The following is a 13,205-nucleotide window of genomic DNA, read 5'->3' on the forward strand; positions in this document are numbered from 1 at the left end:
AGACGAAAACGCCTCACTCGAGCTTGGCGCCCGAGACCCGCACCATCTCCTGCCACATCGGGCGCTCCTTGTGCCCGAGGCTGGTGACCTCCTCGGGCGGGGTTCCGAGCACCCGGGCGCCGGCGATCTGGAAGCGCTCCTGGACAGAAGGCTCCTTCGATATCTCCTGCAGCGCCTGCGACAGTTTCTGGACCACTGCAGGCGGCGTCGCCTTGGGAACCACGAAGGCTGCCCAGGAGGTCACCACGAAATCGTCCATCCCGGCCTCCTTCATGGTCGGGACGTCCTTCATGGTCGGCCATCGCGTGGGGGAGGTCACGGCAAGCGCCCGCATCTGCCCGGATTCGATGATGCCCGTGTACGAGGCGAGATTGTCGATCGCGAACTGGACGTCGCCCTTGAGCATCGCGGGAATCGTCGCGGCCGCGCCCCGGAACGGCACATGCGTCCCCCTGATGCCGTTCCGGGTGCAGAAGAGAGCGCCGGAGAGATGCGGCGTGGTGCCGACACCCGGGCTGCCGAAGAAGATGCCGCCCTCCTTGGCCTTCGCCCAGGCGATGAACTCGGCGAGCGTCTTTGCCGGGACATGCTCGCTCGGCACGACGGCGACGTTCGGCAGTTCCCAGGTCATCGAGACAGGCGCGAGGTCCCGGTCCGGATCCCAGGACATCTTGGCGTAGAGATACTGGTTGATGGAGAAATGGCCGACCGTGGCGGAGCCGATGGTATGGCCGTCCGCCTCGCTCTTCGCGACCCCGTCGATCCCGACATTGCCGCCCGCACCCGGCCGGTTCTCGATCACCCAGGTCCCGCCGAGCTTGTCCTTGAGCCGCTCGGCCAGGATGCGGGTGAGGACGTCGGTCGAGCCGCCTGCCGGGTATGGCACGATGATGCGGACGGGCTGCCTCGGCCAGCCGTCGCCGACCTGGGCCAGGGCTGGCCGGGCGAGCGGGCTGAGGGCGAGACCGGCGAGCGCGGTCCTCCGGGTAATCCCTACGGTCTTCATCCTGGCCTTTTCCTCCCGGACGTCTTGATGCGCCCGGGAGGAGAGTATCGACGCGGCAGCGCAGGGCAAGGAGCGGCGCGCCACCCCTGCCGCTAGACGACGCGCTCCTCGACGACGATCGTTTCGACCGCGTCGACCGGCTCATACAGCCACTTGGCGAGGAGCCCTGCTCCCACCGCGCCCAGGATGGGCGCCAGCCAGAAGAGCCAGAGCTGCGCCACGTATGGTCCACCCGCGAAGAGGGCCGGCCCGGTGCTGCGCGCCGGGTTCACGGACGTGTTCGTGACCGGGATCGAGATCAGGTGGATGAGAACCAGAGCGAACCCGATGGGGATCCCGGCAAACCCGCTCGCCGCCCCCTTCGAAGTCGTCCCGATGATGATGAACAGGAAGAAGAACGTCGCCAGGAGCTCGATCAGGAAGCACGAGGAAAGCCGGTACTTCCCGGGGCTCAGCTCGCCGTATCCGTTGGACGCGAAGCCGCCCGGAACCCAGTCCGGCTTTCCGGAGGCGATCAGGTAGAGAACCGCGGCCGCCACGATCGCGCCCGCGACCTGCGCGACGACATAGGGAACCACGTGACGGTTCGCGCAACGCCCAGCGGACCATAGGCCGAGGGTCACGGCCGGATTGAAGTGCCCTCCGGAAATATGGCCGACGGCATAGGCCATCGAGAGAACCGTGAGCCCGAAGGCGAGCGCGACGCCTGCGAACCCGATCCCGTATTGCGGGAAAGCGGCGGACAGCACTGCCGCCCCGCATCCTCCGAAAGTGAGCCAGAAGGTTCCGAAAAACTCCGCCGTCGAGCGGCGCGTCGTATCCCGATCCATGCTCGGTCCTCCCTGCGGGCAGGCCTGCCCGCAGGGAGGATACGCCTCTGGTCGAAGCAGTCGACAGGATGCTGTCGCGAGGAGCGCGGCGGCTACCTGATCCGTCCCCGCGCGGCGACCGGGATCTCGCCCACGATCTCGCCGCCGCGGGTCGCGATCAGCCGGTCCATCAGGTTCACGACCACGCAGACGTGGTTCGGCACGATTCCGACCAGTTCGCCGACCTCGATCAGCCTCGCGCAGGCGGAAAGATCGACGAAGCCGTGCTCCTCGGCGAGGGCATGGATGACGGCCTCCGGGTATTCGCGGACGAGGCCGTGCCCCTTGAGCTTGCCGAGATCGCTCGTCAGCGTCTTCGACCCGGCATCCAGGATGCCACGGGCAGGTGTCGCGCGGCTGACAAGGGTCGAGACGATCGTCAGGGCGCAATCCCCGAGCGCCGCGACGCCCGCCGCCATCATCATGCGGTCGTTGAAGATGTAGGTGCCCGGCCGGTGTTCGGTCGCGCCCCGGATGCGGCCGAGATTGGCGAGGTTGGGGGTGCCTCCCGTCGAGACGATGCGCGGGGACAGGCCGAACTCGCGGACCCCCTCCGTCGCGGCATCGAGGAACGCCTGGGTGGCCGGAAAGGCGTCCTCCGGCGGGTAGAGCAGGAAGCCGTCGAAGCGCAGGCCGGCCGCGCGGGCGATCTCGCCAGCAAGCGCGATCGCCTCCCCGGGAGTTTCGACGCCGGCGCGCCTGCGGCCGGTATCGCACTCGACCACGACACCGATCTCGCGCCCTGCCCGGGTCGCAGCCTCCGAAGCCGCCGCGATGCTGACCGGATTGTCCGTGGCAACGATCATGTCCGCGCGCTCGGTCAGCCGGGCGAGGCGGGCGATCTTCTCCTCGCCCATGATGTTGTAGCTGATCAGGATGTCGCGGTGGCCCGCCTCGGCGAAGATCTCGGCCTCGCCGAGCTTCTGGCAGGTGATGCCGGCCGCGCCCGCCTCCCGCTGCATGTCCGCGAGGAGCGGGCTCTTGTGCGTCTTGATGTGAGGGCGGTTCTTCAGCCCGGCCTCGTCGCAGGCACGCTGGATGCGCGCGATGTTCCGCTCGACGATGTCGAGATCGACGATCGCGGCGGGCGTGCCGACCTCGCGCGCGACCGTCTCGTAGAGCGCGCGCATCACTCGTGCACGCGGATGACGGCCTCGATCTCGACCGTCATGTTGTTAGGAAGGGAGCCGAGGCCGACGGCCGAGCGGGCATGCCGCCCGCGCTCGCCCAGCACCTCGACGAGGAGATCCGAGCAGCCGTTGATGACCTTGGGCTGGTCGGCGAAGTCCGGAACGGCGTTCACCATCCCGAAAACCTTCAGGATCTCCACCCGGTCGAGCGATCCGGCGGCCGCCTTGGCGGCCGCGAGCAGGCCGAGCGCCGTCTGGCGGGCGTGGCCGTAGGCCTCCTCGATCGTGACGTCGCGCCCGACCTTGCCGGCCGGGTAGGTGCCGTCGGGTCGGCGGGGACCCTGGCCAGACAGGTAGACGATGTTCCCGTCCCGCTTGAACGGAACGTAGTTCGCAACCGGCGTCGAAAGGACCGGCAGTTCGAGGCCGAGCTCTGCGAGCTTCTGTTCGGGATTCATCGGGGCACTCCAGCGCGTGCCCAGGATGCACGGCCGGCCCTGCCTGTCACCCTAATCACCGATCCACACACATCTAGATTGCAATCAACACAACCTATGCGATCATAACCTCCGTGTCGGCGAGGGTGCCGGCGCCCAAGAGGGGGGCGGCATGACCGAGCTCGCGATGCATGGCCACGGCGTACGCGGCATGAAGCCGGAAACGCTTCATTCCTTCTCGGGCATCGGGGATCCCGGCAAGTTCGGGCTCATGTTCCCGAACCTCGTCCCGCTCACGGTGGGGGACGACGCCCTCGTCAAGCTCGCCGAGGCGATGAAGGACAAGCTCGATTCGGACGGCAACCCGCTCCCCGGCGGGGATAATCCGGAGATTCCGGCCGGCTACACCTATCTCGGCCAGTTCGTCGACCACGACATCACGCTCGACACGACGCCGCTGGACCAGCAGCACGCGGACCCGAAGGCGACCACGAATTTTCGAACGCCGGCGCTCGACCTCGATTCAGTGTACGGCGACGGCCCTGGCATTCATCCGTACCTCTACCAGCGCGACCCGACGGATTTTCATGTCACGGCGAAGCTGCTGATCGGCCACACGGCGGAATCCATCGCGGATATCCAGGGCGGCGCAAAGGTCCCAGCCCATCCAAACGACCTGCCCAGGAACCAGGTCGGCCATGCCCTCATCTTCGACGAACGGAACGACGAAAACCTGCTGGTCGCGCAGTTCCACCTCCTGATGCTGAAGTTTCACAACAAGGTGGTGGATCTGCTCGGCACGAAGCAGCCCGGCCTGAAGGGCGCGGCGCTCTTCAAGGAAGCCCGGCGCATCGTGACCTGGCACTACCAGTGGATCGTGCTGTTCGACTTCGTCGAGCGGCTGACCGAGCCGGGCCTGGTGATGAAGATCAAGCAGGAGGACGGCGGTTCTACCGGTTCCGCGAGCGGCCCTATATGCCGGCCGAATTCGCCGCGGCCGCCTATCGGCTCGGCCATTCGATGGTGCGCGAGACCTACAGCCACAACCGGGTGTTCAACCCGGTCGACGGGACGATCGGGAACGGCACGCTCGAGCTTCTCTTCCGGTTCACGGGCAAGTCTGGCTTCATCGTCGGAGAACTGGCCCCGAGCCCTCCCGAGCCTCCGCCCGCCGCCCAAGCTCTCCTCCCTTCGAACTGGATCATCGACTGGCGCCGGTTCTTCGACATCGAGGGCGAGGGCGGCGACGATTTCACGTTCAACCACTCGCGCCGGCTCGACCCCTTCATCACGCCCGCGCTCCACACGCTTCCAGGATTGCGCAAGGATCCCACGGAGACGGAACGGCGGGAGTTCATCCTGCCGTTCCGGAACTTGCGTCGCGGCGTGCAGATCGGGCTGCCCTCCGGCCAGGACGTCTGCCGCGCGATGGGGCTGACGCCGCTCACGCCGCTCGAAGTCGCCAAGGGTCCGGACGGGGCCGCCGCCAAGCGGCAGGGCCTGCATGAGGCGACGCCACTCTGGTACTACGTCCTCAAGGAGGCGGAGCACTTCCACGGCGGAAAGCGCCTCGGGCCCATGGCCTCGACGATCGTGGCCGAGACCTTTCTCGGCCTCGTTCACGGCGACCACGAATCCTTCCTCTGGCAGCGCTCCAACTGGAAGCCGGAATTGCCATCCGCGCAGGCCGGCCATTTCACCATGGCCGACCTCATCCGGTTCGTAGGCGACATAAACCCGGTCGGGTGAAACCGGCGGATCAGGCCCGCGCGGGCCCCAGATCGGTCGCTGGCGCGGGCGAGGTCTCGGGCCGTGCGAACCACACGCCCCGGGCGACCGCCGTCGCGACCGTGACCCCATAGGCCAGGAGCCCCAGCGCGAGGGCGACGTAGAGCGCCTCGATCCGTCCCGTAAGGCGCATCGCGATCCAGCCCCCGCCGAGCGCGACGATCATGCGGAGAAATCCGCCGACCAGCGGCCAGAGCAGCCGCCCGGCTCCTTGAGACGCGAAGTAGAGCGACAGGCCGATGCCGAAGAAGCCGTAGAACGGCCCGACGGCGCGGAGGTACGCGGCGCCGGCATCGAGCATGGCGGGATCCGTGCCGAACAGGCCCAGCCATGCGCGCGGCCAGATCGCAGCCGCGATGCCGACCGTTTCCGTCACCACGAAGGCCAGGGCGCAGCCCGACCAGGCGACCCGCAGGGCCCGGTCGTGACGGCCCGCGCCGACGCTCGTCCCGACCATGGCGACGAGGGGAGCCCCGATCCCGAACACGAGCGGGACGAGGAGGTATTCCAGCCGGGCACCCGTGCCGAATCCCGCCAGCGCCGCGGCACCCGCCTGCAGGCCCACGAGCGCCGTCGCGCCGCCGATCACGACATTGGTCTGGATCGACGACACCGCCGCCACGGCGCCGATCCGCAGGATGTCCCGGGACAGCCGCCAGCGCAGGGGCGCGAGGGCGGGCCGCACGACGCTTCGCCCCGCCAGCAGGTACCAGGCGAGGATTGCGGCGCCCGCGACGTAGAAGGCGAGCAGCGCGAACCCGCCTCCGGCCACGCCGAGCGCCGGCACGGGGCCCCATCCGAAGATGAGGATGGGCGAGAGGGGCAGAAGCAGCACCACCCCGATGCAAGTCACGAGCGCGGGCACCAGCATGTTGCCCGTGCCCCGCAGCACGCTCGCCAGCGCGTTCATCACGAAAAGGATGGTGTTGCCGCAGAACACGACGTTCGAATAGGCGAGCGCGGCCTCGAGCGAGGCGCCCTCGCCGCCCAGGGCCCGATAGAAGGGCCGTCCGAAGAGGAGCATCGCGACCGAGAAGCCGGCACCGATCAGGGCATTGATGACGATCGCATGGAGGACGAGCGCGTTCGCGTCCTCCCGCCGCCCTCCCCCGAGCGCGCGGGCGACCGCGGAGGATATCCCGCCGCCCAGCGCACCGCCGGACAGCATCTGCATCAGCATTACGCCCGGGAAGACGAGCGCCATCCCGGCCAGCGCATCCGTGCCGAGCTTGCCGACCCAATAGGTCTCGATGAGCCCCGTCGAGGCCTGGGCCAGCATGACCAGGAGGTTCGGCCAGGCGAGCCGCACCAGCGTCGGCAGGATGGGCGCCTCGAGGAGGGTCCGTGTGCGCGGATCGAGCGCGACGCCGGGCCCGCTCACGCGCCGGCTTTCGCGGGCGGCAGGTCGAAGACGAGGCAGGTCGTCGATGCGGTCGCGTAGAGGCGGCCCGCCGCGTCGAAGAGCCGGGCATCGGCGACCCCGGTGGTCCGCCCGACATGCACGGCGCGGCCTTCCGCCGTCACGATGCCCGCCGCCTCGGTGACCGCCCGCAGGTAGTTCACCTTGATCTCGAGGGTGGTGTAGCCGCGCCCGACCGGCAGGGTGCTGTGCACGGCGCAGCCCATCACGGAATCCAGGATCGTGGCCACGATGCCGCCATGGACCGTGCCGATCGGATTGTAGAGGTACTCCGCGGCCTGGAGCTGCATTCGCACGAGCCCCTCGTCGACCGTGTCGAGCGTGATGCCGAGCAGCGCCATCACGGGAGGGGGCGGCAGGTCGCCCGCCATCATGGCCCGCAGGTGAGCGGCTCCGGAAAGGCCGCGGCCTGCCGCCGCGAGCGCCTTCGGGTCCGACCAGGTTACGGTACGGCGGCGCTCGCCGGCTTCGCGTCCATCGCTCATCCGCATCTCCGCACCCCTTCACCGAGGAGGTTGCAAAATAAGCGTATATGCACCTATATGGCCGACGCAAGAGCCAGCGGCGCAGAATGCTTGATGTCTCCCATCACGAAACCTGACTTGTGCAACGCGCTCGCGATCCGCAAAGCGGCTCGTCACATCACGAGCCACTATGACCGGCACCTCGCGGGGACGGGATTGAAGGTGACGCAGTACTCGGTGCTCGCCCACCTCCAGCGCCTCGGGCCGCGCACGATCAACGAGCTCGCCTCCATCATGGCGATGGACCGCACGACCATGGGTCGCAACGTCCGGCCGCTCGAGCGCGACGGGCTTGTCTCCATCACGCCTGATCCGCGCGATGCGCGGCGGCGGGCGCTCAGCGTGACCGATCTCGGGCTGGAGCGCCTGCGCGCGGCGCGCGCAGGTTGGGCCGCCGCCCAGGCCAGGTTCGACGAGGTCTATGGCCCGGAGCGCGCGGCAGCGCTCCGGGAAACCCTTGCGGGCGTCACCGCCCTCGATTTCGAGAAGGCCCGCTGAGCGGCCCGGAGGTCTCCATGCTCTCGAACGTCCTGGCGCCGGCTCTGGCGCGGCGCGGCATCCACTACGGCTGGGTCATGGTGGCCGTGACCTTCCTGGTCATGGTCGCGACCGCGGCCGCCATGGGCAATCTCGGCGTCTTCCTCGTGCCGCTGCAGAAGGAATACGGCTGGGACACGGCCTCGATCTCCGGCGCCCTCGCGGTCCGGCTCCTCCTCTTCGGCCTCATAGCGCCTTTCGCCGCCGCCCTGATCCAGCGCTACGGGCTACGCCGCATCGTGACGGTGGCGCTCGCGCTCGTGGTGGTCGGGCTCGGCCTCTCCACCCTGATGAACCAGCTCTGGCAGCTCTGGCTCTACTGGGGCCTGCTCACCGGGCTCGGCACCGGCCTGACCGCCATGGTGCTCGGCGCGACCGTGGCGAACCGCTGGTTCACGCAGAGCCGCGGCCTCGTGATCGGCATCCTGACGGCGAGTTCGGCCACGGGCCAGCTCGCCTTCCTGCCGCTCGCCGCCATGATCGCCGACAATGCCGGCTGGCGCATGGCCATCATCCCGGCGGTGATCGCCTGCGCGGCGGCGGGGCTGCTGATGCTCCTGCTCGGGCGCGACCACCCGTCCGACGTGAACCTTCCCGCCTATGGCGAGAAGGCCGTCGCGCCCCCTCCTCCGCCGCCCTCGTCCAACCCGTTCAAGACGGCGTTCATCATCCTCGGCGCGGCCTCGCGCAGCCCGGCCTTCTGGGTGCTGTTTTTCTCCTTCTACGTCTGCGGGCTCTCGACGAACGGGCTCGTCCAGACCCACTTCATCCCGCTCTGCCTCGATTTCGGAATGCAGAACGTCGAGGCGGCCTCGGTCCTCGCCATGATGGGCGCCTTCGATTTCGTCGGGACGGTGCTCTCGGGCTGGCTCTCCGACCGCTACGACAGCCGCAAGCTTCTCGCCTGGTACTACGGGCTGCGCGGTCTCTCGCTGCTGTTCCTGCCCATGTCGACCTTCTCGTTCTATGGGCTGACGCTCTTCGCGGTCTTCTACGGGCTCGACTGGATCGCGACCGTGCCGCCCACCGTGAAGCTCGCCGGGCAGGAATTCGGGCGCGAGAAGGCAGCGCTGGTCTTCGGCTGGGTGTTCACCGGGCACCAGCTCGGTGCCGCGACCGCCGCTTTGGGCGCCGGCATCAGCCGCGACGCCTTCGCGAGCTATCTGCCAGCCTTCTACACGGCAGGCGCCGCCTGCATGCTGGCCGCGATCGCCGTGCTGATGATCCGGCAGGGCGACGCCTCGAAACAGGGGGCCTTGGCCAGAGCCTAGCCGTTCCGGTCGCCGCTTCGAGCTGATAGGCTCCCGGGCAGTCTTTCAGGGAGCTTGCGGATGACACGGCGAGAGGTCCTCGGCCTTTTGGGAGGCGCCGCGGCTTTGGCCGCCTTCCCGCGCCTCGCCCTCGCCCAAGGCGGGGATGTCGTGATCTTCGCGGCCGCGAGCCTCAAGACGGCGCTCGACGAGATTTCGGCCGGCTGGACGCGGGACACCGGCAAGCGCGCCCGGATCTCCTATGCGGGATCGAACACGCTGGCCAAGCAGATCGAGGCGGGCGCGCCGGCGGATCTCTTCCTCTCGGCCGATCTCGACTGGATGGATTATCTCGCGGAGCGCAGCCTCATCCGGCCTGAGACGCGGCTGAACCTGCTCGCGAACCGGCTCGTCCTCGTCGCCCCGAAGGACTCCAAGGCCGACCTGGCGCTTGCTCCAGGGCTCGACCTCAAGGCCGCGCTCGGAGACGGGCGCCTGGCGATGGCCAATGTCGATGCCGTGCCCGCCGGCAAATACGGTCGCAGCGCCCTCGACAGGCTGGGAGCATGGGCCGGCGTGAAGGATCGCGTCGCGCTGGCGGACAACGTGCGGGCGGCGCTCCTGCTCGTGGCACGGGGCGAGGCCCCGCTCGGGATCGTCTACCGCACCGACGCGGCCGCGGAGCCGAATGTCCGGATCGTGGCGACCTTCGCCGAGGACCTGCATCCGCCGATCGTCTATCCGGCAGCGGTCACACGGGATTCGCGCAATCCCGACGCGCAGGCGCTCCTGATCTACCTGCGCGGCCCGGCGGCCCGGCAGGCCTTCGAACGACAGGGATTTGCGGTTCTCGGACGCCCCTCTTCCGGATCGTGACGGGCTGGCTCACGCCTGAGGAGTGGACCGCTGTCCGGCTGAGCCTCCTGGTCGCCGCGACCGCGACGGCCGCGAGCCTCGTTCCGGCGATCCTCGTCGCGCACGCGTTGGCGCGCGGGAGATTCTGGGGGCGCGGCGCGCTCGACGTCCTCGTCCACCTGCCGCTCGTGCTGCCGCCGGTGGTCACCGGCTACTTCCTCCTGCTCGGCTTCGGCCGCCGCGGCCCGATCGGCTCCTTCCTGGCGGAGACATTCGGCATCGTCTTCGCCTTCCGGTGGACGGGAGCCGCGCTCGCCTGCGCCGTGATGGGCTTTCCCCTCATGGTCCGGGCCATCCGGCTGTCCATCGAGGCGGTCGACCGCGGGCTGGAGGAGGCGGGCTCGACGCTCGGCGCCAACCCAACCCTGGTCTTCCTCATCGTCACGCTGCCGCTCAGCCTTCCCGGCATCATCGCGGGCGCGATCCTCTGCTTCGCCAAGGCCATGGGCGAGTTCGGCGCGACCATCACGTTCGTGTCCAACATTCCCGGCGAGACCCAGACGCTTCCGACCGCGATCTATGCCCTGACCCAGGTTCCGGGAGGCGAAGCCGGCGCGCTGCGGCTGACCTTCGTGTCGGTCGTGATCTCGGTCGCGGCGCTCGCCGCCTCCGAGGCCCTCGCACGGATGGTCAACAGGCGCAGCCACGCCCTATGAGCCTGGAGATCGACGTCGCGCACCGGCAGGGCGCGTTCCGGCTCGAGGCCGCCTTTGTGGCCGAGGGTGGCGTGACGGCGCTCTTCGGGCCTTCCGGTTCGGGAAAGACATCGCTCGTGCGCATCGTGGCGGGCCTGCTTCGGCCGGATCGCGGGCGCGTCAGGGTGGACGGGCGCGTGCTCCTCGACACGGAGCGGCGCATCGTCGTGCCCGCGCACCGCCGCCGGATCGGCTACGTCTTCCAGGAACCGCGCCTCTTTCCGCATCTCTCCGTACGGCAGAACCTCCGCTTCGGGCGCTGGTTCGCGCCCCGGGCGGAGCCGGCCCCCGACATGGACGGGATCGTGGAACTGCTCGGGATCGGGCATCTTCTCGGGCGCCGCCCCGTGTCCCTCTCGGGCGGCGAGAGGAGCCGTGTCGCGATCGGCCGGGCGCTCCTCGCCTCCCCGCGCCTCCTGCTGCTCGACGAGCCACTCGCCAACCTGGACGAAGGGCGTCGCGCCGAGATCCTCCCCTATCTCGAGCGCCTGCGCGACGTCGCGAAGGTGCCCATCCTCTTCGTGTCGCATGCGGCCGGCGAGGTCGCACGGCTCGCCAACAGCGTCGTCCTCCTGGAGAGCGGCCGGGTCGTGGCGATGGGCTCCGCCGGGGAGATCCTGCGCCGCCCCGGCCTCGCCGCGGAGGCGGGTACCGTCATCCGCGGAAGGGTCACGGGGCATGACGGCCACTTCGGGCTCGCGACCCTGGCGACGGAGGCCGGGCCGCTACGAGTGCCCCATCCACCCCTCGCCATCGGGGCCTCGGTGCGGGTCCATATCCGGGCGCGCGACGTGATGCTGGCGACCGAGCGCCCGGCCGGCATCAGCGCCCTGAACGTCCTGGAGGGGCGCGTCGTCAGCGTGGGGGAGAACGGCCCCGCATCGACGCTCGTCTCCGTCTCGTGCGGAGGCGAAACCCTGGTGGCGCGCATCACGCGCCTCTCGGCGGCCGAGCTTCGCCTGGAGCCCGGCCGGCCCGTCTACGCGATCGTCAAGAGCGTCGCGATCGAGACCGGCGCGCCAGGCGGCGCACCGCCCATCCTGGAGAGCTAGGCCCGGGCCTGCGTGACGAATTTCGAGTTCAGGTAGGCCTCGATCGCCTCCGAGCCGCCCTCGCTGCCATAGCCGGAATCCTTGATGCCGCCGAAGGGCACCTCGGGCAAGGCGAGGCCGTGGTGGTTGATCGAGACCATGCCCGATTCCACGCGGCTGGCGATCTTCTCGGCCGTATCCGTCGAGCGCGTATAGGCATAGGCCGCAAGCCCATAGGGCAGGCGGTTCGCCTCGGCGAAGGCCTCCTCCTCGTCCGAGAAGCCACGGATGGCGGCGATCGGTCCGAAGGGCTCGTCGTTCATCAGCTTGGCGGTGAGCGGCACGTCCGTGAAGACGGTCGGCTCGAAGAAGTAGCCCTGGTTGCCGATGCGCTTGCCGCCGGTCGTCAGCTCCGCACCGCTCGCCTGCGCGTCCGCGACGAAGCTCTCCATCGCGGAAATACGGCGGTCGTGGGCGAGCGGTCCCATGCGGCTGTTCGGATCCAGGCCGTCACCGACCTTGATGGCCTTCGCGGCGGCCGTGAACCGGGTGACGAATTCGTCCTTCACCGAGTCGTGCACCAGGAAGCGGGTCGGGGCGACGCAGACCTGGCCGGCATTGCGGAACTTGTTCGCGCTGAGGACCGAGACCGCCTTGTCGAGGTCCGCGTCCTTGAACACGATCGCCGGGGCGTGCCCACCGAGCTCCATCGTCACGCGCTTCATGTGCTGGCCCGCGAGCGCGGCGAGCTGCTTGCCGATGGCGGTCGAGCCCGTGAACGAGATCTTCCGGATGACCGGGTGCGGGATAAGGTAGGACGAGATGTCCGCCGGGACGCCCACCAGGTACGACAGGGCATCGCTCGGGACGCCGGCGTCGAGGAAGGCGCGAATGAGTTCGGCGCAGCTCGCGGGGGTTTCCTCGGGGCCCTTCAGGATGACCGAGCACCCGGTGCAGAGAGCGGCGGAGACCTTGCGGACCGCCTGGTTGATCGGGAAGTTCCAGGGCGTGAAGGCCGCGACCGGCCCGACCGGCTCGCGCACCACGATCTGCATCACGCCGTCCTGCCGGGCGGGCACCACGCGCCCATAGGCGCGGCGGGCCTCCTCGGCGAACCAGTCGATCGTGTCGGCACCGGCGAGCGTCTCGCCCTTGGCCTCGGCGATCGGCTTGCCCTGCTCGATCGTCATGATCCGGGCGATCTCGTCCACGCGCTCCCGCAGCAGGTTCGCGGCCTTGCGCATGATCTTGCTGCGCTCGAAGGCGGAGACGGCGCGCCAGGTCTTGAAGCCGCGCTCGGCTGCATCCAGGGCCTCGTCCATGTCCGCCTTGCCGGCAACCGGATGGCGGCCGATTTCCTCGGCGGTCGCCGGGTTCACGATCGGGCGGGTCTCACCCGAGCGGGCGCCGCGCCACTCGCCGGCCACGTGCAGAAGGACCTCTGGATACATATCTGTCTGTCTCCTCCGTGGCCGCACGAGGCGAGCCGGGTTGACGGCGTCTTAGGACATCCGTGGTGGCATCTCCAGATGCCGGCCGCGGCCTCTTCCGGTGCGAAGCAGCGTCGCGGCCCTGAACAGACCGCGCCTACGGGCGTTCGGTT

General features: G+C 69.2%; 14 protein-coding genes and 1 pseudogene. 7 read left to right on the forward strand and 8 right to left on the reverse strand.

What is annotated here, in order from left to right; all coding sequences use genetic code 11:
- Positions 1 to 13: 13 nt before the first annotated feature.
- From ACO2SS_RS17280 to ACO2SS_RS17300, 5 genes are all read right to left on the reverse strand, one after another.
- Positions 14 to 1,006, reverse strand: a complete 993-nt coding sequence (locus tag ACO2SS_RS17280) for a Bug family tripartite tricarboxylate transporter substrate binding protein (RefSeq protein WP_423279000.1) — start codon at positions 1,004 to 1,006, stop codon at positions 14 to 16.
- 92 nt (positions 1,007 to 1,098) lie between these two features.
- Positions 1,099 to 1,836: an aquaporin Z gene (aqpZ, locus tag ACO2SS_RS17285; RefSeq protein ID WP_423279001.1), complete on the reverse strand. Its 738-nt coding sequence runs from the start codon at positions 1,834 to 1,836 to the stop codon at positions 1,099 to 1,101.
- 92 nt (positions 1,837 to 1,928) lie between these two features.
- Positions 1,929 to 3,008 carry a D-TA family PLP-dependent enzyme gene (locus tag ACO2SS_RS17290; protein WP_423279002.1) on the reverse strand — a complete coding sequence of 360 codons (1,080 nt, stop codon included), beginning with the start codon at positions 3,006 to 3,008 and terminating at the stop codon, positions 1,929 to 1,931.
- The gene (locus ACO2SS_RS17295; RefSeq protein ID WP_423279003.1) at positions 3,005 to 3,463 is read right to left on the reverse strand and encodes a RidA family protein; all 459 of its coding nucleotides are present in this window, start codon (positions 3,461 to 3,463) and stop codon (positions 3,005 to 3,007) included. Before ACO2SS_RS17295 ends, ACO2SS_RS17290 begins: the two co-directional genes overlap by 4 nt.
- Before the next feature lie 94 nt (positions 3,464 to 3,557).
- Positions 3,558 to 3,875: a hypothetical protein gene (locus ACO2SS_RS17300; protein WP_423279077.1), complete on the reverse strand. Its 318-nt coding sequence runs from the start codon at positions 3,873 to 3,875 to the stop codon at positions 3,558 to 3,560.
- Here ACO2SS_RS17300 and ACO2SS_RS17305 point away from each other — a divergent pair.
- Together ACO2SS_RS17305 and ACO2SS_RS17310 are read left to right on the forward strand one after the other, a co-directional pair.
- A pseudogene (locus ACO2SS_RS17305) lies at positions 3,777 to 4,295 on the forward strand (peroxidase family protein); the annotation flags it as partial. The gene ACO2SS_RS17300 and the pseudogene ACO2SS_RS17305 overlap by 99 nt on opposite strands.
- Before the next feature lie 122 nt (positions 4,296 to 4,417).
- The gene (locus tag ACO2SS_RS17310; protein ID WP_423279078.1) at positions 4,418 to 5,191 is read left to right on the forward strand and encodes a hypothetical protein; all 774 of its coding nucleotides are present in this window, start codon (positions 4,418 to 4,420) and stop codon (positions 5,189 to 5,191) included.
- A 10-nt stretch (positions 5,192 to 5,201) separates the two neighbouring features.
- Here ACO2SS_RS17310 and ACO2SS_RS17315 read toward each other — a convergent pair whose 3' ends face one another.
- Positions 5,202 to 6,611: an MATE family efflux transporter gene (locus tag ACO2SS_RS17315; RefSeq protein ID WP_423279004.1), complete on the reverse strand. Its 1,410-nt coding sequence runs from the start codon at positions 6,609 to 6,611 to the stop codon at positions 5,202 to 5,204.
- Complete coding sequence (locus ACO2SS_RS17320; protein ID WP_423279005.1) at positions 6,608 to 7,135, reverse strand: PaaI family thioesterase; 528 nt, start codon at positions 7,133 to 7,135, stop codon at positions 6,608 to 6,610. The genes ACO2SS_RS17315 and ACO2SS_RS17320 overlap by 4 nt, the downstream gene beginning before the upstream one ends.
- Before the next feature lie 93 nt (positions 7,136 to 7,228).
- On the opposite strand from ACO2SS_RS17320, the gene ACO2SS_RS17325 reads away from it, so the two are divergent.
- From ACO2SS_RS17325 to modC, 5 genes are read left to right on the forward strand one after another with little or no spacing between them, the layout of a single operon-like run.
- Positions 7,229 to 7,672, forward strand: a complete 444-nt coding sequence (locus tag ACO2SS_RS17325) for a MarR family winged helix-turn-helix transcriptional regulator (RefSeq protein WP_423279006.1) — start codon at positions 7,229 to 7,231, stop codon at positions 7,670 to 7,672.
- Positions 7,673 to 7,689: 17 nt separating this feature from the next.
- Positions 7,690 to 8,982 (forward strand): MFS transporter, encoded by a 1,293-nt coding sequence (locus ACO2SS_RS17330; protein ID WP_423279007.1) that lies wholly within the window; start codon positions 7,690 to 7,692, stop codon positions 8,980 to 8,982.
- Between the two features lie 60 nt (positions 8,983 to 9,042).
- Positions 9,043 to 9,837, forward strand: coding sequence for a molybdate ABC transporter substrate-binding protein (gene modA, locus ACO2SS_RS17335; protein ID WP_423279008.1), 795 nt, complete (start codon positions 9,043 to 9,045; stop codon positions 9,835 to 9,837).
- Positions 9,834 to 10,532, forward strand: a complete 699-nt coding sequence (modB, locus tag ACO2SS_RS17340; RefSeq protein WP_423279009.1) for a molybdate ABC transporter permease subunit — start codon at positions 9,834 to 9,836, stop codon at positions 10,530 to 10,532. Before modA ends, modB begins: the two co-directional genes overlap by 4 nt.
- Positions 10,529 to 11,623: a molybdenum ABC transporter ATP-binding protein gene (gene modC, locus ACO2SS_RS17345; protein ID WP_423279010.1), complete on the forward strand. Its 1,095-nt coding sequence runs from the start codon at positions 10,529 to 10,531 to the stop codon at positions 11,621 to 11,623. The genes modB and modC overlap by 4 nt, the downstream gene beginning before the upstream one ends.
- Here modC and ACO2SS_RS17350 read toward each other — a convergent pair.
- Positions 11,620 to 13,053, reverse strand: coding sequence for an NAD-dependent succinate-semialdehyde dehydrogenase (locus ACO2SS_RS17350; protein ID WP_423279011.1), 1,434 nt, complete (start codon positions 13,051 to 13,053; stop codon positions 11,620 to 11,622). The two genes, modC and ACO2SS_RS17350, sit on opposite strands and share 4 nt — an antisense overlap.
- Positions 13,054 to 13,205 lie beyond the last annotated feature (152 nt).

The sequence above is a fragment of the Enterovirga sp. CN4-39 genome, from assembly GCF_049446235.1.
Lineage (GTDB): Bacteria > Pseudomonadota > Alphaproteobacteria > Rhizobiales > Beijerinckiaceae > Enterovirga.